Annotated in this window: 20 protein-coding genes, 3 tRNA genes and 1 pseudogene; 10 read left to right on the top strand and 14 right to left on the bottom strand. The window is 74.2% G+C overall.

The annotated features are described in order from the left end of the window. Window positions 1-52 precede the first annotated feature (52 nt). Genes phnE through ABZ914_RS26115 form a run of 4 tightly spaced genes read right to left on the bottom strand, consistent with a single transcriptional unit; the run spans window position 53 to window position 3,702 of the window. Window positions 53-886, bottom strand: coding sequence for a phosphonate ABC transporter, permease protein PhnE (gene phnE, locus ABZ914_RS26130; RefSeq protein WP_500196399.1), 834 nt, complete (start codon window positions 884-886; stop codon window positions 53-55). Then, complete coding sequence (locus ABZ914_RS26125) at window positions 883-1,644, bottom strand: phosphonate ABC transporter ATP-binding protein (protein ID WP_500196397.1); 762 nt, start codon at window positions 1,642-1,644, stop codon at window positions 883-885. The genes phnE and ABZ914_RS26125 overlap by 4 nt, the downstream gene beginning before the upstream one ends. A 4-nt stretch (window positions 1,645-1,648) precedes the next feature. Beyond that, the gene (locus ABZ914_RS26120) at window positions 1,649-2,557 is read right to left on the bottom strand and encodes a phosphate/phosphite/phosphonate ABC transporter substrate-binding protein (RefSeq protein WP_500196395.1); all 909 of its coding nucleotides are present in this window, start codon (window positions 2,555-2,557) and stop codon (window positions 1,649-1,651) included. 26 nt (window positions 2,558-2,583) lie between these two features. Next, the gene (locus tag ABZ914_RS26115) at window positions 2,584-3,702 is read right to left on the bottom strand and encodes a TIGR03364 family FAD-dependent oxidoreductase (protein ID WP_500196393.1); all 1,119 of its coding nucleotides are present in this window, start codon (window positions 3,700-3,702) and stop codon (window positions 2,584-2,586) included. Window positions 3,703-3,846: 144 nt separating this feature from the next. On the opposite strand from ABZ914_RS26115, the gene ABZ914_RS26110 reads away from it, so the two are divergent. Together ABZ914_RS26110 and ABZ914_RS26105 are read left to right on the top strand one after the other, a co-directional pair. Then, window positions 3,847-4,608, top strand: a complete 762-nt coding sequence (locus tag ABZ914_RS26110; RefSeq protein WP_433247813.1) for a GntR family transcriptional regulator — start codon at window positions 3,847-3,849, stop codon at window positions 4,606-4,608. Then, window positions 4,605-5,288, top strand: a complete 684-nt coding sequence (locus ABZ914_RS26105) for a phosphonatase-like hydrolase (RefSeq protein WP_500196391.1) — start codon at window positions 4,605-4,607, stop codon at window positions 5,286-5,288. The genes ABZ914_RS26110 and ABZ914_RS26105 overlap by 4 nt, the downstream gene beginning before the upstream one ends. A gap of 24 nt (window positions 5,289-5,312) precedes the next feature. Here ABZ914_RS26105 and ABZ914_RS26100 read toward each other — a convergent pair whose 3' ends face one another. After that, a complete protein-coding gene (locus ABZ914_RS26100; RefSeq protein WP_500196389.1) occupies window positions 5,313-5,630 on the bottom strand; it encodes a DMT family transporter in 318 nt (105 codons plus the stop codon). A 138-nt stretch (window positions 5,631-5,768) separates the two neighbouring features. Here ABZ914_RS26100 and ABZ914_RS26095 point away from each other — a divergent pair, with 138 nt between their 5' ends. After that, window positions 5,769-7,526, top strand: coding sequence for a serine/threonine-protein kinase (locus tag ABZ914_RS26095; protein WP_500196388.1), 1,758 nt, complete (start codon window positions 5,769-5,771; stop codon window positions 7,524-7,526). A 99-nt stretch (window positions 7,527-7,625) separates the two neighbouring features. On the opposite strand, the gene ABZ914_RS26090 is transcribed toward ABZ914_RS26095, so the two are convergent. From ABZ914_RS26090 to ABZ914_RS26070, 5 genes are all read right to left on the bottom strand, one after another. Next, window positions 7,626-7,697: transfer RNA gene (locus ABZ914_RS26090), tRNA-Val, on the bottom strand. A gap of 27 nt (window positions 7,698-7,724) precedes the next feature. Then, window positions 7,725-7,795: transfer RNA gene (locus ABZ914_RS26085), tRNA-Cys, on the bottom strand. Window positions 7,796-7,821: 26 nt separating this feature from the next. Further along, window positions 7,822-7,894: transfer RNA gene (locus ABZ914_RS26080), tRNA-Gly, on the bottom strand. 40 nt (window positions 7,895-7,934) lie between these two features. Further along, on the bottom strand, window positions 7,935-8,945 hold the full coding sequence (locus ABZ914_RS26075) for a CHAP domain-containing protein (protein ID WP_500196386.1): 1,011 nt from the start codon (window positions 8,943-8,945) through the stop codon (window positions 7,935-7,937). Between the two features lie 184 nt (window positions 8,946-9,129). Beyond that, window positions 9,130-9,933 carry a universal stress protein gene (locus ABZ914_RS26070; protein WP_500196385.1) on the bottom strand — a complete coding sequence of 268 codons (804 nt, stop codon included), beginning with the start codon at window positions 9,931-9,933 and terminating at the stop codon, window positions 9,130-9,132. Window positions 9,934-10,035: 102 nt separating this feature from the next. Between ABZ914_RS26070 and ABZ914_RS26065 the strand changes: the two genes are divergently transcribed. Then, on the top strand, window positions 10,036-10,602 hold the full coding sequence (locus ABZ914_RS26065) for a YceI family protein (protein WP_190866416.1): 567 nt from the start codon (window positions 10,036-10,038) through the stop codon (window positions 10,600-10,602). A gap of 38 nt (window positions 10,603-10,640) precedes the next feature. Here ABZ914_RS26065 and ABZ914_RS26060 read toward each other — a convergent pair whose 3' ends face one another. The 4 genes from ABZ914_RS26060 to ABZ914_RS26045 all read right to left on the bottom strand — a co-directional run bounded on the left by ABZ914_RS26060 (window position 10,641) and on the right by ABZ914_RS26045 (window position 14,548). After that, entirely contained in the window at window positions 10,641-11,549 is a 909-nt protein-coding gene (locus tag ABZ914_RS26060; protein WP_190866418.1) for a DMT family transporter, read from the bottom strand. Between the two features lie 170 nt (window positions 11,550-11,719). Then, window positions 11,720-12,940: a M20 metallopeptidase family protein gene (locus ABZ914_RS26055; RefSeq protein ID WP_500196383.1), complete on the bottom strand. Its 1,221-nt coding sequence runs from the start codon at window positions 12,938-12,940 to the stop codon at window positions 11,720-11,722. A gap of 86 nt (window positions 12,941-13,026) precedes the next feature. Beyond that, on the bottom strand, window positions 13,027-13,761 hold the full coding sequence (locus ABZ914_RS26050; protein ID WP_500196381.1) for a hypothetical protein: 735 nt from the start codon (window positions 13,759-13,761) through the stop codon (window positions 13,027-13,029). Between the two features lie 16 nt (window positions 13,762-13,777). Then, entirely contained in the window at window positions 13,778-14,548 is a 771-nt protein-coding gene (locus ABZ914_RS26045; protein ID WP_500196379.1) for a maleylpyruvate isomerase family mycothiol-dependent enzyme, read from the bottom strand. A 64-nt stretch (window positions 14,549-14,612) separates the two neighbouring features. On the opposite strand from ABZ914_RS26045, the gene ABZ914_RS26040 reads away from it, so the two are divergent. The 6 genes and pseudogenes from ABZ914_RS26040 to ABZ914_RS26015 form a co-directional block, all read left to right on the top strand. Beyond that, window positions 14,613-15,536, top strand: a complete 924-nt coding sequence (locus ABZ914_RS26040; RefSeq protein WP_500196377.1) for a MerR family transcriptional regulator — start codon at window positions 14,613-14,615, stop codon at window positions 15,534-15,536. Window positions 15,537-15,616: 80 nt separating this feature from the next. Next, window positions 15,617-16,711 (top strand): LLM class flavin-dependent oxidoreductase, encoded by a 1,095-nt coding sequence (locus tag ABZ914_RS26035; RefSeq protein WP_433249073.1) that lies wholly within the window; start codon window positions 15,617-15,619, stop codon window positions 16,709-16,711. Further along, window positions 16,708-17,301: a CE1759 family FMN reductase gene (locus tag ABZ914_RS26030; protein WP_500196375.1), complete on the top strand. Its 594-nt coding sequence runs from the start codon at window positions 16,708-16,710 to the stop codon at window positions 17,299-17,301. The genes ABZ914_RS26035 and ABZ914_RS26030 overlap by 4 nt, the downstream gene beginning before the upstream one ends. A gap of 71 nt (window positions 17,302-17,372) precedes the next feature. Continuing rightward, complete coding sequence (locus tag ABZ914_RS26025; RefSeq protein WP_190866430.1) at window positions 17,373-17,714, top strand: metalloregulator ArsR/SmtB family transcription factor; 342 nt, start codon at window positions 17,373-17,375, stop codon at window positions 17,712-17,714. Continuing rightward, the gene (locus ABZ914_RS26020; RefSeq protein WP_500196373.1) at window positions 17,711-18,343 is read left to right on the top strand and encodes an SRPBCC family protein; all 633 of its coding nucleotides are present in this window, start codon (window positions 17,711-17,713) and stop codon (window positions 18,341-18,343) included. Before ABZ914_RS26025 ends, ABZ914_RS26020 begins: the two co-directional genes overlap by 4 nt. 10 nt (window positions 18,344-18,353) lie before the next feature. Further along, window positions 18,354-18,774 (top strand): annotated as a pseudogene (locus tag ABZ914_RS26015) (hypothetical protein); the annotation flags it as partial.

Below are 18,774 nucleotides of genomic sequence, written 5' to 3'. Positions count from 1 at the left end.
TGGCGCCCGCCCACGCCCGGCCACACCATGGCGACCGGGCCCCGGCGCGCGGTCACGGCGCGAGCCTGCGCCGGACGAAGGAGCTGAGCAGGTCCACCGCCACGACCAGCACGAGCACCATCAGGATGTAGGTGAGCATCTGGTCGAACCGGAACTCCTGGATCGACTGGTTGATGAGGAACCCGATGCCCCCGGCGCCGACCAGGCCGAGCACCAGCGACGCCCGCACGTTGACGTCCAGCCGGTACAGCACCAGCCCGACCAGCTGCGGCACGCACGCTGGCAGCACCGCGTGCGCGACCAGCTGCGCGCGGCTCGCGCCGGCGATCCGCAGCGCCTGCGCGGGGCCGTCGTCGACCTCCTCCATCGCCTCCGACCACAGCTTGCCCATCACGCCGGTGTTGTTGCAGACCAGCGCGAGGACCCCGGCGAACGGGCCGAGCCCGACCGCGGTCACGAAGATCAGCGCGAACACCACGTCCGGGACGGCGCGCAGGAACGACATGACGCCCCGCGCGGCCTGGTAGACGGCGGCGTTGCCGTTGACGGCGCGCGACCCGAGCGCGCACAGCACGATCGTGAACGGGATGGACAGCGTCGTCCCGAGCAGCCCGATCCACAGCGTCACCAGGCAGGCGTGCAGTCCGTCCTTGACGACGGGGTCCCAGGCGAGGTCCGGCGGGAAGGCCTCGGAGACGAAGCGGACCATGCCGTGCCAGCCGTCGACCAGCATCCCGAGGTCCATCCCGGTGCCGATCCAGGCGGCGACGTGCAGCGCCACGAGGACGGCGGCGACGGCGCCGCCGATCGCCAGCGTGCGGGGGCCGCGCCGCCTGCGCGGCACGGGCAGCCGTTCGGGGACGCGCTCGGTCGTGAGAACGCTCATGCGTGGACCTCCTCGTCCGCGGCGTAGAGGGCGGACACCTGCTCCTGGGACACCTCCGCGGCCGGGCCGGCGAACGCGATCCGGCCGCCGCGCAGTCCGACCATCCGGTCGGCGTGGCGGCGGGCCAGCTCCGGCTGGTGCAGCACCGCCGCGACCGCGATCGACTCCGACCGGGCGAGGTCCGTCATCACGGCCATGACGTTCTCGGCCGCCGACGGGTCCAGTGCGGAGACCGGCTCGTCGGCCAGCAGCACCTCCGCGCGCTGGCACAGGGCCCGGGCGAGCGCGACCCGCTGCTGCTGCCCGCCGGACAGCGCGGCGACCCGCTCGTGCGCCCGGTCGGCCAGGCCGACCCGGTGCAGGCACGCCATCGCCTCCTCGCGCAGCTCGCGCGGGAAGGCGGCGGGCGCCCAGGACCGGCGCAGCGGCAGCCGGCCGAGCGCGCCCGCGCAGACGTTGTCCAGGGCCGTCCTGCGCCGCACCAGATGGATCTGCTGGAACACCATGGCGACGCGGGTGCGGGCGCGGTCGGCCGCCCGCGACCCGTCGAGCAGGTCGGTGCCGAACACCCCGGCCCGCCCCGCGTCCGGGCGGACGAGCCCGACCACGCACTTCAGCGCGGTCGACTTGCCCGACCCGTTGGCCCCGAGGAGCGCGACCACCTCCCCGGGGGCCACGTCGAGGTCGAAGCCGGACAGCACCGTGCGGCCGCCGAAGGACTTGCGCAGGCCGCGGACCGTGAGCGCGTTGGCGGTCATGGCGCTACAGGTTCTTCTCGGTGAGGCCGAGCGTCCGAGCGAGGTCGAACAGCGGCTGGTAGGTCTGCTTCGTCACCGGGACGAGCGGGCCGGGCTCGACGTCGAGGAACGCGCCCGCCTTCGCCACGTCCTGCGGGGACAGCGAGGTCAGCGCGGAGACGAGCTTGGTCCGGAACGCCGGGTCGAGGCCCTTGGCGACGGTGATCGGGTCGTTCGGGATCGGGTCGGACGCCCAGATCTGCTTGTACTTCGCGGCGTCGAACTGGTGCTCGGACGTCGAGGTCGCCTGCTGCTGGGTGTTGATCTCCGCGGCGTCGACCTTGCCGTAGGTCAGCGCGAGCAGCGACTGCGGGTGGCCGCCGGCGTACTGGATCTTGACGTCGGACTCCGACAGCCCCGCCTTCCGGATGGCGTAGCGCGGCAGCGCGTCGCCCGACGTCGACCCGGCGTCCGAGAGCGCGAGCGTGCGGCCCTTGAGGTCGGCGATGGTCGCGACCGGGCTGTCCTTCTTCACCCAGATGCCGGCCTTGTAGGTCGACACGGACTTGTCGGGATTCCCGAAGGACACGACGGGCTCGGCGCCGGTGCGCTGCGACGCGAACACGAACCCGAGCGGGCCGAACTGCGCCACGTCGAGCTTCTTGTTCTGCAGCGCGAGGACCTCGGCGGAGTAGCCCTGCACGATCTGCACCTCGACGGGGCAGCCGAGCTTGGCCTCCAGGGCCTTGCCGAGCGTCTTGTACGCGGGCGTGAGCTTGGCGGCGTCCTCGAACGGCTCGACGCCGAAGCGGACCTTGCCGCCGGGGCAGGACCCCTTCGCGGCGCCGGACGAGCCGTCGCCGCAGCCGGTCAGGGCGAGGGCGGCCGCGGGGACGAGCGCGGCGAGCGCGAGGGAGAGCCGGAAACGGCGCATGGAAGGGCCTTTCATCGAGTCAGGGGTCAGAAGAGGGAGTCCAGGACGGCCGGGGCCAGCCCGTGGGCGATCGTCATTCCGATGCCGGAGGTGACGGACACGGCGCGGACGCCGCTCGCCACCTCGACGTCGAGCACGTCGGTCCGCGCCGACGAGGCGTACTGGCCCCGCCAGCGGCGCAGGACGCGCAGCGACGGGGCGCCGAGCAGCCGCGCGCCCTCGCGCAGCAGCATCTCCGCCGTGCCCTCGTCGTCGAACGGGGCGTGGGTGGCGGAGTAGTGGTGGGTGTCGCCGAGCACGATCGCGCCGTCCGGACGCTGCGTGAACATCAGGTTCACGCCGGCGTCCAGCAGCTCGGGCGCCTCCGCGGCGACGGCCTCGCGCAGCGCCGCGGCCGCCGGCCGCGCCGTGAACCCGCCGTAGCGCAGCAGGGACAGCCCGGTCAGCACGCCCGGCGCGACCCGGACGCCGCCCGGCGGGGCGACCTCCAGCATCCGCAGCAGGCAGCGGGTCATCCCGGCCGCGTCGGCGACGTCCGGCAGCAGCCGGTCCAGGTCGTGGCCGACCGCGAGCACCGTCCGGGCGGCCCGGACGTCGCCGCGCGACGTGCGGACCAGGCCTGGCTCCACCGCCAGCACGCTGGTGCGCCGCGCGATCGGCACGCCCTGCCCGGCCAGCCAGCCGGCCAGCGCGGGGATCGCAGTGGGGGAGTCCAGCCGCAGGTCGAGCGGCAGGTGCGCGCCGCCGAGCGCCTCGGCGCCGGGCAGCCGCCGCGCGACGCCGGCCGCGTCGAGCAGCCGCACCTGCTCGCCGCCCCGCACGGCGGCGAACTCCTCCAGCACGGCCATCTCCTCCGGCCGCCGCGCGACGACCAGCGTGCCGGCCTCGGCCACGTCGAAGCCCGCCTCGGCGCCCAGCCGCAGCCAGCGCTCGCGCCCGGCCAGCGCGTACCGGAGCGCGTCGCCGTCCTGGGCCGTCACGCAGACGTGGCCGAAGTTGCGGACGGAGGCGCCCGCCGCGAAGGCGTCGCGGTCGACGACGGCGACCGTCAGCCCGCGCAGGTGCGCCTCGGCGGCGTGCGCCAGCCCGACGACGCCGGCGCCGACCACGAGGAGGTCGACGGGGGTGGCAGGAAGGGGGGTCATGGCCCCGAGACTCGGGGCGCGCCCCGCCGCCCGTCAACCGGCCGGAGCTACTTGTACAAACAAGTTAACCGGCTGTTCACCTGGGAAAACATGGACGTTCCCGCACGTTGACAGGACGGCTTCCGGTCCTTGTATGGTCAGGCCATGACGTCGGGATCACTGCACGCCAGGCTCGCCGACGCGCTGCGGGAGCGGATCGTCTCCGGCGCCCTCGCCGTGGGGGAGCCGCTGCCGTCGGAGGCCCGGCTCGTCGAGGAGTTCGGGACCTCCCGGGGCACCGTCCGGCAGGCGCTGTCCACGCTGCGCAACGAGGGCCTCATCGAGGGCGGCCAGGGCCGCCGCCCCATCGTCCGGCGGCGGCCGATGGGCCAGCCGTTCGAGACGTTCCTGTCCTTCTCCGCGTGGGTCGAGCGGTCCGGGCACCGGCCCGGCCAGCGCACCATCGAGCTGGCCCGGCGCGGCGCCGACCCGATCGCCGCCGAGGCGCTCCGGCTGGAGCCGGGCGAGCCGGTCATCGACGTGCTGCGGCTCCGGCTGCTCGACGGCGAGCCGGTCATGCTGGAGCGCAGCACGTTCGCGCTCGACATCGGCCTGCTGCTGTTCGAGTTCGACACCGACGCCGGCTCCATCTACGCGGGCCTGCTGGCCCGCGGCGTGGAGATCGTCGCCGCCACCCACACCATCGACGCGATCGCCGCCCCGGCCGACGACGCCCGCCTGCTCGGCGTCCCGAAGGGCGGCCCGCTGCTGCGCGAGCGCCGCACCGCGCGGACCACCGACGGACGTCCCGTCGAGTACGCCGACGACCGCTACCGCCCCGACCGCGCCACCTTCACCATCGCCAACGAGCGGGCGCACCACCTCGCGCTCGTCCGCACCGTCCCCGAGACAGGAGAGGCCCTGTGACCTTCGAACTCGCCGCGCTCGACATGGCCGGCACCACCGTCCAGGAAGGCGGCGCCGTCTACGCCGCGCTCGAGCGGGCCGTCGCGGCGCACCTCGGCCGCCCCGTCCCCGCCGACGTCCTGCACCGCTGGACCGGCACCAGCAAGCACGAGGCCGTCGCCGGCCTGCTGACCGAACTGACCGGCGCGGCCCCCGTGGGCGACGTCGAGACGGTGTACGCCGACTTCACCGCCCGCCTCACCAAGTCCTACGCCGACGTCCCGCCGAAGGCCCTCCCCGGCGTCACCGAGGCGATCGCGGAACTGCGCGCCGCGGGCGTCAAGGTCGTCCTGCAGACCGGCTACTCCCGCGACATCGCCCTGTCGATCCTGGACGCGCTGGGCTGGACCGTCCCCGGTACCGTCGACGGCCTGGTCACCGCCGACGACGTCACCGCGAGCCGCCCCGCCCCCTACATGATCTTCCGGGCGATGGAACTGGCGGGCGTGCGGGGCGTGGACCGCGTCCTCGTCGCCGGCGACACCCCCAACGACCTCGCCGCCGGCCGCAACGCGGGCGTCCGCTACGTCGTCGCGGTGACGACGGGCGCCACCCCGGCCGCCGAGCTGGGCCGGCACCGCCACACCCACCTGCTGGAGTCCGTCGCCGGCCTGCCCGGGCTCCTCCGGTCGGGCGGCTGACCGGACGGCCGGCCGGGAGGCCGGTCAGGCGGCGACGAAGCGCAGCCCGACGACCCCGGCGACGATCAGCAGCAGGCACACGATCCGGGCGAACGTCACCGGGTCGTGCAGGACCGCCATCCCGTACACCGCCGCGCCGACCGCGCCGATCCCCGTCCACACCGCGTACGCGGTCCCGAGCGGCAGCGACTGGAGCGCGTGCCCGAGCCCCACCATGCTCAACGCGAGCGCCGCCAGGAACAGGACGGTCGGCCCCACCCTGGAGAACTGGTGGGACGCCTCCAGCGCCGCCGCCCACACCGTCTCCATCAGCCCGGCGCCGATGAGGATCAGCCAGACCACGCCCGCGCCCCCTCCATCATGATCACGAAAGGTGCCTCCCCCGGCAGGGAGCCCGGAAACGCCGCGCGCTCCGATGGTCACCCAGTACATTCGGCCGTGCACGGAACGTGTCATTTCCCCCGGCCGAGAGGAGCGCCCGTGCGCGAGGGAGACGTGGTCGCCGACCGCTACCGGCTCGTCCGGACGCTCGTCGGGGGAGCGACGGGCGAGGTGTGGCTCGCCAGGGACGCCGTCCTCGGCCGGGACGTGGTCGTCAAACGGCCCGGCCCGAAGTACGCGGGCAGGGCCGGCGCCGCCCTGCTGCGCGCCGAGGCCCGCGCGCTCGCGAAGTTCGAGCACCCGCACGTGGTCACCCTGTACGACGCGGTCTTCACTGGCCCGGCTGAGGATCCCGAGTCCTGGCTGGTCATGGCCTATGTGCCGGGCGGCGGCCTGGCGGGCGGGACGCCGCTTCCGCCATGGGAGGCGGCGCGCCTCTGCGCCCAGGTCGCCGGGGCGCTGGAGGCGCTGCACGCGAAGGAGATCGTCCACTGCGACATCAAGCCCGGGAACATCCTCCTGGACCACGACGGCACCGCGAAGCTGGCCGACTTCGGCGCCGCGTACCGCCTGCACGGCAGCGGAACGATCACCCCGAACGGCCCCCTCTCCTACACGCCCGGCTACGCCGCCCCCGAGGTCCCTCTCGGGGCGCCCGAACCGGCGTCGGACGTCTACTCCCTCGGCGTCACCCTGCACGCCCTCATCACCGGCCGCTCTCCGGGGCGCGGCGGCGCCGCGCGCCGCAGGGGCGCCCTGGCCGGGGAGACCGGGCCGCTCCGCGCCCTGGTCAAGCGGATGCTGCACCCGGACCCGGCCAAGCGGCCGAGCCTGGCGGAGGTGCGCGCCGGGCTGGAACCGCCGCGCGAGACCAGGATCGACGCCGTCCCGGCACGGCGGCGCGGCCGCAGGGCCCTCACCCTGGCGGCGGTGGCGCCCGTACCGGCGCTCGCGCTGGCGGCGGTCGTCTTCCTCTGGCAGCCCGGCATCCTCTGGGAGCCCGGCGGCACGCCGCGCGCGTCCATGGGGGATCAGCGGTCGGCCGATCCCTGCGCGCTCGCCGATCCCGCCGTCGTCACGCGGTTCGGCACGGCGAAGCTGGACCCCTACTACGGCGACTTCGACCGGTGCGATGTCACCGTCCAGCCGCCGAACCAGGAGCAGGTGGACGTGGAGCTGCAACTCCTCGGCGTGGTGGACGACCCGCCCGCCGGGCCGGTCCGCGATCTCCACGGGTTCCGGGTCGTCGCCGAGGCGCAGGAGGGCCAGGAGTGCCATCGCGAGATCCGGCTGCCCGCCACCGGTGGCGGCGGCACCGTCGACGTCTCGGCGACACAGAGGCCGCCGCGCGCGCCGCTGTGCGCCATCGCCGACGCGGCCGTCGAGCACGCGACGGGAGTGCTCCATCGCGGCCCGCTCGCCCGGCGGCGGCTGCGGCGCCCGGGGAACTCGCTGATCCACCGGGACGCCTGCGCGCTGCTCGGCGCCTCCGTCCTGCGGACCTCGCTCGGTTCCGCTCCCCCTCCGGAGCCGCGTTTCGCGCACTGGGGGTGCGACTGGTCCGGCGCGGGGCGGCTGGGGGTGAGGCTGCTGTTCGACCAGGGCGACCCGCAGGACGGCCGCGGCGGCCGCCCGATCCGTCTGGCGGGCCGGCCCGCGTTCGTGTGGCCGGACGAAGGTGACGGGTGCGAGACGGACGTCGTCCACCGGACCTTCTGGTTCCACGGGAGCCAGAAGGTGGAGTCGCTGAACCTGACCGTGACGGGAGACGTGCCCAGCGCCGAGCGCTGCGCGCGGTCCGAGCGCCTGGCCGAGGCCGCCGCAAGGGCGGTCCAGGCCCAGCGACCGCGCGGCTGACCGGCGGCCGGACAAGGGCCTCACGCCGGAGATGGCGTCACTACGACGAAGGAGTGGCGGCCCGCGTTATCCGCGGACCCGCCACTCCTGATTCGTGCGTGGGCGATACTGGGATTGAACCAGTGACCTCTACCGTGTCAAGGTAGCGCTCTCCCACTGAGCTAATCGCCCTTGCGTTACTGCTCTGCGTGTACTGCGAGGTGGAGACGGGATTTGAACCCGTGTACACGGCTTTGCAGGCCGTTGCCTCGCCTCTCGGCCACTCCACCAGAGCGAGGCCTCACGGACCTCTCAGAGCGGACGACGGGATTCGAACCCGCGACCCTCACCTTGGCAAGGTGATGCTCTACCAACTGAGCCACGTCCGCTTGTCGGCTCCGGGGTTTCCCCCGGCGCGCATGAATAACTCTAGCGGAATCCGGGAGTGGTTGCGTACTCGTCGGCCGCGGAGCCGGGCTCGGAACCGGCCGGGGAGCCGGCCGCGGACTCGGTGGCCTCCGCGTGCAGCGAGTTCCAGAACGCGAGCTCCTTGTCCTCCTCCAGGTGGGCGATGCGGCCCCAGAACTCGCGGTCCTCGGCCTCGTGGGCGGCGGCGAGGGACAGCGCGGGCATGACGGTGGTGCCGGCGTCCGCGGCGTCCAGGTCGGCGGGGGTGACGTCGGCCGGGAGGGCGACGGGCGTCGCGGGACGGTGGTGCTTGCCGCGCTTGCGGACCCGGATGGGCGGCGTGGTGGGGGCCTTCGCGGCGGCGGCGCGTCCGGCGGCGAGGGCGACGGTGCCGCAGAGGACGAAGGCGAGGATGCCGCCGAGGACGACGTCCTGCGCGGGGAGCTGCTGCCCGCCGGAGCCGCTGTGCTGCTCCTCGTGGGTGTGCGTCGTGGTGGCGGGGGCGCCGACCTTGTCGACGGTGGTGGCGGGGGCGGCGTGCTTGGGGGCGTACTTGGCCTCGGTGACCTGGATCCTGCCCGGGTAGCCGAACCCGACGACGTCGTCCATGCTGCGGGTCTTGCGCATGAGCTTGTAGCCGTCGGCGTTGCCCTCGATGGTGTGGAGGGTGTGCCCGTCGACCTTCTCGACGATGCCGACGTGGTCGATCTGGTCGATGTCGCCGGAGCCGGACCAGTCGTAGAAGACGAGGGCGCCGGGCTCGGGGGTGTGGCCCCAGGCGCCGTGCTCCTTGAACCACTTCGCGTGGTCGACGGTGGAGGCGAACTGCCCGGCCTGCTCGGCGACGCCGGCCTTGTCGGCGGCCCAGGCGAGGAACATGTCGCACCACGGGGCCGTCTTGAAGTACGAGTCGTGGTCGCCGTCGATGTGCTTGGCGTACCAGTCGCCGAACTTGGTGTAGCCGCTGCCGTGCTCGGTGTATCCGAGCTGGGCCTGCGCCACGTCGAGCAGCTTCTTGCCGATCGGGTCCATCTCGCTCCCTGCCGACTCGCCGACTCGGGCAGGGGGCGCCCGACCGGGGATCCGGTCGGTGCCTCGTTCCAAGGTCACGTTCCGGTCTCGCTGGAATGTAGTCGAGGTAAACCGGGGGCGGCAAGCCGTTCCGGGAAAGCGGTCATAACGGGCTACTCGGGGGTAGCCCGTCGGAAGTGGCCCGTCAGAAGTAGCCTCTCGGCAGGACGGTCACCGGGCAGGGGGCGGCGCGCAGCACCTTGACGGCCACCTCGCCGAGGAAGACGCGGTGGGCGGCGGCGTCCTCGCTGGACGCGCAGACGAGCAGCTCGCCGTCGGGCCAGTCGAGGTCGTCGAGGGCGTCGGCGACGTCGTCGCCCTCGGCCAGGTCGGCGCTGACGTCCTCGGGGGGCAGCTCGGCGGACTCGACGGCCAGGCGGATGGCGAGCGCGAGGTCGTCGCGGAGCCGCTCGGCGTCGACGTCGCCGATGGCGAGGGTGACCAGGCGGAGCGGGACGTCGAGCCGGTCGGCGGCCTGGGCGGCGCGGATCACGGCCTCGTCGCACTGGGGGCGGCGGACGTACATGACGGTGATGCGGCCGAGCTCGTCGGGCGGCGTGTAGCCGGCGGGGGCGAGCATGACGGCCTCGGTCGCGGAGTGCAGCAGGTGGTCGGCGGCGGCGCCGACGCCGATCCGGCCCCGCGCGCCGCCCTCCGGGGAGCCAACGACGATCAGGTCGGCGCCGATCCGGCCGGCGAGCGCGGTGAGGCCGCGGCCCACGCTGCGGCTCTCCTGGACGAGCAGCTCGGCCGGCTGCTCGCCGAGCAGCTCGGCGGCCTGCTCCAGCAGGGCGTGGGCCTCGCCGGCGGCGCCCGCGCGGCCCGGCGGGTGGACGGTGGCGACGCTCAGCTCGCCGCCGGTGAGGGCGACGATGGCGCGCGCCAGGTCCAGGGCCTCCCGGCCGCCCGCGTCGTGGACGTATCCGGCCAGCACGTGTTCGCCGATCATCTGGAGAGCATTCCCCCTGGCCGCGCCGTCACAACGATCATGGACTGGTTTACGGTAACTTTTCGTGTTTGAACCTGATTGCGCTCTTTAGGGGGATTTGTCATGGGGGACGAGGTGGGGGGCCTCGCGCCGGGCCGCTGGTCCATCGACCCGGTCCACTCCGAGATCACCTTCACGATCCGGCACCTGATGACCACCGTCCGCGGCTCGTTCCCCGACTTCGGCGGCGAGGTCGTGATCGGTGACGACCCGATGGACTCCACCGCGCGGGCGGAGATCAGGATGGGCTCGATCGACACCCGCAGCCCCGAGCGCGACGAGCACGTCCGCTCGGCCGACTTCCTCGACGTCCAGCGCCATCCGGTCATGACGTTCCGCGGGACCGGGGTGGAACGCGCCACGATCGGCCGCCGGGCCAAGCGCCCCCGCTACCACCTGGACGGCGAGCTGACGGTCAAGGACGTCACGCGGCCGGTCCGGCTGCTGACCGAGTTCCATGGCATCGGGTCCGACCCATGGGGCGGCACCCGCGCCGGCTTCACCGCGACCGCGTCCATCAGCCGCCGCGACTTCGGCATCGAGTTCAACGTGCCGCTGCAGGGCGACAAGGTCATGCTCGGCGACACGATCGCGATCGCCCTGGAGATCCAGGCCGTCCACGAGGGCTGACCGCCCGGACGCCCGACCGCCCGACCGGCGGGCGCCGCTCAGCCCCCGACGCTCTCGGCCGGTTCGGGCTCGCGGACGCCGGGGACGTGCGGGTTGCCGTACCAGGCGACCGCCACCGCGCCGGCGACGGCCAGCACGAACCCGACGGCCGCCGGGACCGCCATGCCGTCGCGCGAGGCGTCCCCGAGCCACAGCACCCCGATGATCCCCGGGACGACCGTCTCGCCCGCCACCAGCGCCGCCGTCGCGCCGTTGATCGACCCGATCTGCAGCGCGAGCGTGTGGAAGTACATCCCGCCGAGGCCCGCGATCGCGATCGCGTACAGCGCGGGGTCGCCGAGCAGGTCCCGCCAGGCGAGCGGGTCGGTGCCGTTGAGGATCCGGACGCCGACGCCGACCGCGCCGAAGCACAGCCCCGACAGCAGGCCGGCGGGGATCGCGGCGCGCGAGCCCATCAGCCGGACGATCGGCAGCGCCGCGGCGACGAGCAGCACCGACACCCCGAGCAGCCCCCAGTGCCAGCCGATCGCGACGCGCCCGGCGCCCTCGTGCCCGGCGGTGCCGGCGAGCAGCACCAGCGCGGCGCACACCACCCCGATCGAGATCCACTCCGGCCGGACGAGCCGGATCCCGAGCACCCAGATGCCGAGCACCGCGGTGATCACCAGGTTCGCGCTGATCACCGTCTGGGACAGGAACAGCGGCACCAGCTTCGCCGACAGCGCGCCGAGCGCGAACCCGGCCGTGTCCAGCACCGTCCCGACGATGAACTCCCACGTCACGACGGCCTTGGCGGTGGCGGACAGGCTCGGCCCGCCGTACTCGGTGGACCCGGCGCCCGCGGCGGTCTCGCGCGCCGCGGACCGCCTGGCGCCGAGCGCCTGCAGGACCGATCCCGTCCCGTAGCAGGCCGACGCGCCCACCGCCGTCAGCAGCCCGATGAACACCGGCGCCCTCCGATCCGCCGCGGGGGACCGCCGGTCCCGCCCCGTCCCGTTTCCATGCCGTGCGGCGCGGGTCCGCCCCGCCCCCCAGTCTGACGACCGGGCGGGCCGGAATGTTTCGGCTGCTCCGCACCGGTCGCGCGTCGGTTCCCCGTGGTGGTTCCCCGTGCCGGTCAGTTCTCCCGCGCCAGCCGCCGGGCGGCCAGCTCGGCGTAGAGCGCGGCGCCGTCCGCGAGCACGGCGTCGTCGTAGCGGGCGTCGGCGGAGTGGTTCACGGCCGCCTTGCCCGGGTCGGCGCCGGACGGGCACGCGCCCATCACGACGAAGGCCGACGGTACCTCGTCGCACACGAACGAGAAGTCCTCCGAGGCGGGGAACGGCTGCGGCGAGTCGAAGTAGCGCTCCTCCCCGTACACCTCCCGGATGGTGTCCGCCATGAACGCGGCCTCGGCGCCGTCGTTGATCGTCACCGGGTAGTCCTGGACGTAACTGACGTCGACGTCGAGGCCGTGCGCCTTCGCGAGGCCCCGCACCAGCTCGACCGTCCGCTCCTTCAGCTTCTCGTGCGACGCCGGGGAGAACGACCGGACGGTGCCGGAGAAGCTCGCCTCGTCCGGGATCACGTTGTCCATCGTGCCGGAGTGGAACGACCCGATCGTCAGCACCACCGGGTCGAACGGGTCGAACGCGCGGGTCACCATCGTCTGCAGCGCGGTGACCATCTCGCAGGCGGCCGGAAGCGGGTCCTTCGCCAGGTGGGGCATGGACCCGTGCCCGCCGACGCCCCGGACGGTGACCCGCAGCCGGTCCGCGGCCGCCATGATCGGCCCGCCCCGGGTCACGAACATCCCCTGCGGCAGCGCCGCGGAGAACACGTGCAGCGCGTACGCGGCGACGGGGCGCTCGCCGGACGCCTCCAGCACGCCCTCCTCGATCATGATCCGCGCGCCGCCGAGGCCCTCCTCGCCGGGCTGGAACATGAACACCACGTTCCCCGCGAGGTCGTCGCGCCGGGCCGCGAGCAGCCGCGCCGCGCCCGCCAGCATCGTGGTGTGCAGGTCGTGGCCGCAGGCGTGCATCACCCCGCCGACCCGCGAGACCACGGCGGCGTCGCCGCGCTCGGTCACGGGGAGCGCGTCCATGTCGCCGCGCAGCAGCACCGTCGGGCCCGGGCGGGCGCCGCGCAGCACCGCCGTCACCGAGGTCAGCCGCTCGCCGGTGGTGATCTCCAGCGGGAGGCCGTCGAGGGCCGCGAGCACCTTCTCCTGGGTCCGGGGCAGGTCCAGGCCGAGCTCGGGCTCGCGGTGCAGCGCGCCGCGGAGCCGGGCGAGGTCGTCCTGCAGGGCGGCGGCGTCGTCGCGCAAGGACCCGGGGACGGTCGAAGGCTGGCTCAACGGTTCCTCCTCAGGGGGTCTCCGGTGGCCGCGGGGGCTTTCCGGGCGGCCCGTTCCGGCGCCGCCCCTGCACCGTATCGCCGCGGTCACCCGAAATGCCGCAATCGGCGGGCATGAAGATCCTTGATGAGGAGGTGCGCGTCGCCGAGCCGCGCCGGGTCCTTCAGCGACCGGTAGACGCCCCACTTGGGGGAGACGCCCGCCGCGCCGGGGCGCAGGTCGAGCCCGCCGCGCTCGACGTCGGCGACCGCGTCCCCGGCGCCGTCCGGCCCGCCGGCCGTGATCGTCCAGCGGACGCGCCCGTGCGGGGCCGCGGCGAACCGCGCCTCGATCCCGACGCCGATCCACCGGCCGCGGAGCGGGCCGAGGTCGGCGGCGCCGACGACGACGCCCGACCGGATCGCGTTCAGCTCCAGCAGGTCGCGGCCGCCGCGCCGCCGCAGCGACGTCACCAGGACCGGTCCGCCGCCCGGCCCGCCGCCGGGGACCGAGGCGAAGAACTGCTGGACGTGCGTGAAGGCCGCCGTCGCCCGCAACGCCCCCGCCAGGTACCAGGACCAGGCGAACCGCCATGTCTCACCCTCGGCGACGCGGCGCTCCCGCCCGTCCGGCCCCCGCATGCCTCGCACCTCTTGGCGCTGCCGGTCGGGATAGGTGTCCACGTCGCCCGGATGGTGGATGTCGAACCGGTACATCGTCCCCAGGGCCCGGACATGGCGGACGCCGGGATGCGATCCGGCGCGGTCGTCCTCGACCGCCGCGAACGCGGCCAGGTCGTCCCGGCGAGGGTCGGCCCGCCACTCGTCCCACTCGTCCGCCATCGCCCCAGTGTGGAGGTCAGAACGCGGTGCGGGCGAGCCAGTGGTCCAGCAGCGCCCGGTCGCCGGTCACCTTCGCCTCCGCGCCGTCGGGCGGGAGACGCCGCGCGAACACGAGCAGGAGGTTCCGGACGGGCCCGGCGATGGTCATGTCGCCGTCCCGGTCGGCGCGCTCCCAGCGGATCGCGTCCGGCGCGCGGGTGATCACCCATCCGGGCACGGACGGCTCGGACGGGCGCAGGCTCAGCGTCTCGCCCCGCCCGCGCAGCTCGGCGAGCCGCGGCTGGAGCTCCACCGCGGCGGGCTCGGACAGCAGCCCCAGCCACTCGGTGATCCCGTCGGCCGCGACGTCGGCCGCCACCTCGTACCGGACGCCGGCGGTGAGGGCGGCGTCGGCGTGGTGGACGACCGTGTCGTGCAGCATCCGCCGCAGCCACATCGCGGCCGGGCGCGGGCCCATGAGCGGGTGCGCGACGGTGCGGTCCGGGTCCGCCTCGAAGACCCGGACGAGGTCGTCCGCGCCGGTGCGCAGCCAGCCGGGCCAGTCCTCCGGCGCGCCGGGCACGGTCCGGGGCAGCTCCGTGACCAGGTCGGTCTCGCCTGCGCGGAAGAACCCGGCGGCCCACCGGTGCGCCTGGCCGATATGGCCGACGAGGTCGCGCAGGGTCCAGTCCGGGCAGGTCGGCACCGCGGTGTCCGGGTCCGCGCCGGCGACGGCCCCGGCCATCCCTTCGGTGTGCTCGCGCAGCGCCTCGGCGATGCGGTGGGCGCCGAGCACCGTGTCGTCCATGTTCGCTCCCTCCTCGTGGACGTCGTGCCCGTACCGTAGGAACTCCAGCCCGGTGGAGGTTCAAGTGAGTGTGACCGGCGCCACAGGATCGGGGGTCCTCGGCATCGGCGATCTGGCGGCGCTGACCGGCGTCCCCGTCCGGACGATCCGGTTCTACTGCGACGAGGGGATCCTCGAACCGGCGCGCAGCGCGGGCGGGCACCGCCGGTTCGACGCGGCGGCCGCCGACCGGCTGCGGCTCGTCCGGCGGCTGCGCGGCCTCGGGCTCGGCCTGCCCGCCATCACGGCCGTCCTGGCGGGGGAGCGGTCGCTCGGCGAGGCGGTGGCCGCCGAGCGGGCCGCGCTGGAGGCGGAGATGTCGGCGCTGGCCTGGCGCCGCGCCGCGCTGGGCGCGGTGGAGGCGGCACCGGCGGACCGGCGGGCGGCGCGGCTGGACCTGCTCGCGGCCGCCGAGGACGGCCGTGCCGCGCGCGCCGCGCTGGTGGAGTTCTGGCTGCGCCGGATCATGGCGCCGCTGCCGGACGAGCGGGTCGAGGCGTTCCTGGAGCGGGTGGTCCCGCCGCCGCCCGCCGACCCGTCCCCGGCGCAGGTGGTCGCCTACGCCGAGATGGTCGTGCTGACCGGGGACCGGTCGCTGAACCGCAGGCTGCTGGAGCAGGCGCGGTCGAACGTGCGGGCCGTGGGCGACGAGGAGTCGCTGCTGGCCGGGATGAGCGAGGCGATGGAGCTGGCGGCGCCGCTGGTCCTGGCGGGGGCGCCGCCAGGGCCCGGCGCGGCGCTGGACCGGTTCGTCGACGCCCACGCCGCGGGGAGGAGCGCCAGGGACACGCCGGAGTTCCGGCGCCGGATCCTGGCCGACGCCGCCGTGGAGCGCGATGCCCGCGTGGCCCGGTACTGGGAGCTGTTCCACCTGGTCACGGGGGAGCCGCTGACCCTCGGCGCGCTGCACTTCTGGCTGCTGGAGGCGCTCGAGAAGTCCGTGCCGTAGCGCGCGCCGGGAACCGGAATAGCGGGGCGGGGGCCGGGGTTCGGTAGGGTAATTGAAACTTCTACTACTTGGAGGCCGGCATGCAGTTCGGGATCTTCACGGTCGGCGACGTCACCACCGACCCGACCACCGGCCGGACCCCGTCCGAGGCCGAGCGGATCAAGGCGATGGTCGCGATCGCGCTCAAGGCCGAGGAGGCGGGGCTCGACGTCTTCGCCACCGGCGAGCACCACAACCCGCCGTTCGTGCCGTCCTCCCCGACGACGATGCTCGGCTACATCGCGGCGCGCACCGAGCGGCTGATCCTGTCCACCTCGACCACGCTGATCACCACGAACGACCCGGTGAAGATCGCCGAGGACTTCGCGATGCTCCAGCACCTCGCGGACGGGCGGGTGGACCTGATGATGGGGCGCGGCAACACCGGGCCCGTCTACCCCTGGTTCGGCAAGGACATCCGCGACGGCATCCCGCTCGCCATCGAGAACTACCACCTGCTGCACCGGCTCTGGCGCGAGGACGTCGTCGACTGGGAGGGCAAGTACCGCACGCCGCTCCAGTCGTTCACCTCGACGCCGCGCCCGCTGGACGGGGCGCCCCCGTTCGTGTGGCACGGCTCGATCCGCAGCCCGGAGATCGCCGAGCAGGCCGCCTACTACGGCGACGGGTTCTTCGCGAACCACATCTTCTGGCCCACCGACCACTTCCAGCGGCTGATCGGCCTGTACCGGCGCCGCTACGAGCACTACGGGCACGGGTCCGCCGACCAGGCGATCGTCGGCCTCGGCGGCCAGGTGTTCATGCGGAAGAACTCCCAGGACGCCGTCCGCGAGTTCCGGCCCTACTTCGACAACGCGCCCGTCTACGGGCACGGCCCGTCGCTGGAGGACTTCACCCGCGAGACGCCGCTGACCGTCGGCAGCCCGCAGCAGGTCATCGACCGGACGCTGACGTTCCGCGACCACTTCGGCGACTACCAGCGGCAGCTGTTCCTGATGGACCACGCGGGACTGCCGCTGAAGACCGTCCTGGAGCAGATCGACATGCTGGGCGAGGAGGTCGTCCCGGTGCTGCGCAAGGAGTTCGAGTCGCTGCGGCCCGCGCACGTCCCGGCGACCGCGCCGACGCACGCCGCGCTGGTCGCGGCCAAGGAGAACGCGGAGGTGACCCGATGACGACGCTCGCCGTGGTCTCGGCGGGGCTCGGGCGGCCGTCGTCCACGCGGCTGCTCGCCGACCGCCTCGCCGAGTCGGCCGCGAAGGCGCTCGGCGGCGACGTCGCCGTGGAGGCCGTCGAGCTCCGCGACCACGCCCACGCGATGGTCGACGCGAACCTGACCGGTTTCCCGTCGGGGGAGTTCCGGACCGCCGTCCAGGCGGTGACCGGCGCGGACGGGCTGATCGCGGTGACGCCGGTCTTCAACGCGTCCTACAGCGGCCTGTTCAAGACGTTCTTCGACGTGATCGAGCGCGGTGACCTGGAGGGCAGGCCGGTGCTGCTCGGCGCGACCGGCGGCACCGCCCGGCACTCCCTGGCCATCGACTTCGCGATGCGCCCGCTGTTCGCCTACCTGCGCGCGAACGCCATGCCGACGGCGGTGTTCGCGGCGTCGGAGGACTGGGGGAGCGCCGAGACCGGGCTGCCCGACCGCATCGCCCGCGCGGGCGCCGAGCTCGCCGCCGCGATCGCCGGGCGTCCCGCGGCCGCGAAGGCCGACCCGTACGAGGAACCCGTCCCGTTCGAGGACCTCCTCGCCGGACGCTGACCCGCGGACCCGTGCCCGCCCTCATTGTTTAAGGCTTGGCTTATATAAGCCGAGGCCATATATTGAGGGCCGTGCACGCCTTCGATGTGCTGGGCGACCCGGTCCGGCGCCGCATCCTCGAACTGCTCGCCGACGGCGAGCGGTCCTCGGGCGCGGTGTCGTCGGTCGTCCGGGAGGAGTTCGGCATCTCGCAGCCCGCCGTATCGCAGCACCTCAGGGTGCTGCGGGAGGCGGGCTTCGCGGTCGTCCGGCCGGACGGGACACGGCGCCTCTACAGCGTCGGCACCGCGCCGCTCCAGGAGATCGACGCCTGGCTCGACCGCTTCCGCCGCTACTGGACGCCGCATCTGGACGCCCTGGCCACCGAGATCGCCAGGGGCCGGCGCGCACGCCGGACCGAGGAGGAACCATGATCGAAGTGACCGGGCAGATCAACGCCGTGCGCCGCCGGGTCGGCGAGCGCGAGATGGAGGCCGGCACCGCCCGCGCCGTCGTCATCAGCCAGACCTACGCCGCCCCCGTCGAGGACGTGTGGGACGCCGTCACCAACGCCGAGCGGATCCCGCGCTGGTTCCTGCCCGTCTCGGGCGACCTGCGCCCCGGCGGCCGGTACCAGCTCGAAGGCAACGCCGGCGGCACCGTCGAGCGCTGCGACCCGCCCAAGAGCTTCTTCGCCACCTGGGAGTTCGCCGGCCAGACCAGCTGGATCGAGGTGCGGCTGACGCCCGAGGACGGCGACCGGACGCGGTTCGAGCTGGAGCACATCACCCACGTCGACGACCACTGGGAGCAGTTCGGCCCGGGAGCCGTCGGCGTCGGCTGGGACATGGGCCTGCTCGGCCTCTCCCTGCACCTGTCGACCGGGAAGGACGTCCCGGCGGACCTCGGTCCGGAGTGGCAGGCGTCCGACGAGGCCCGCGACTTCATGACCGGCTGCGCGGAGGGCTGGTACGCCGCGGACGCCGCCTCCGGGACCGCCGAGGCCGACGCCCGTGCCCGCGCGGACCGCACCATCGCCGCCTACACCGGTTCCGTGGAATGATCTCCGTCTTGTGACGCTCCTCCGGGACCTGGACCGCATCGACTGGTCCTCCTTGCAGCACGCGTACGGGTCCGCCGAGGACGTCCCGGACCTGCTGCGCGCCATCGCGGACGAGCGCGACCCGTCCACCGACGCGGTCGGCGAGCTGGACGCCAGGATCCACCACCAGGGCGGGTTCGTCTGCGACGCCGCCACCGCAGCCCTGCCCTACCTGGTCGAACTGGTGTCGTCGCCGGACACCGCCGACCGGATCGGCCTGCTCGACCTGCTGGGACGGCTCGCCCACGAGGCGAACACGGTCACGGGCGTCGACCCGGGCTGGCCGGGCGCGTGGGCCGCCGCGCTGCCCGGCCTCCTGGCGCTGCTCGACGATCCCGCCGCGGCCGTCCGCCGGGAGGTGACGAGCACCCTGTCGGCCGCCGCGAGCGACG

The sequence above is a fragment of the Spirillospora sp. NPDC046719 genome, from assembly GCF_040645715.1.
Taxonomy (GTDB): domain Bacteria; phylum Actinomycetota; class Actinomycetes; order Streptosporangiales; family Streptosporangiaceae; genus Spirillospora.
The sequence above is the reverse complement of the archived record's forward strand: the minus strand, read 5'-3'. Positions and strand labels throughout refer to the sequence as shown.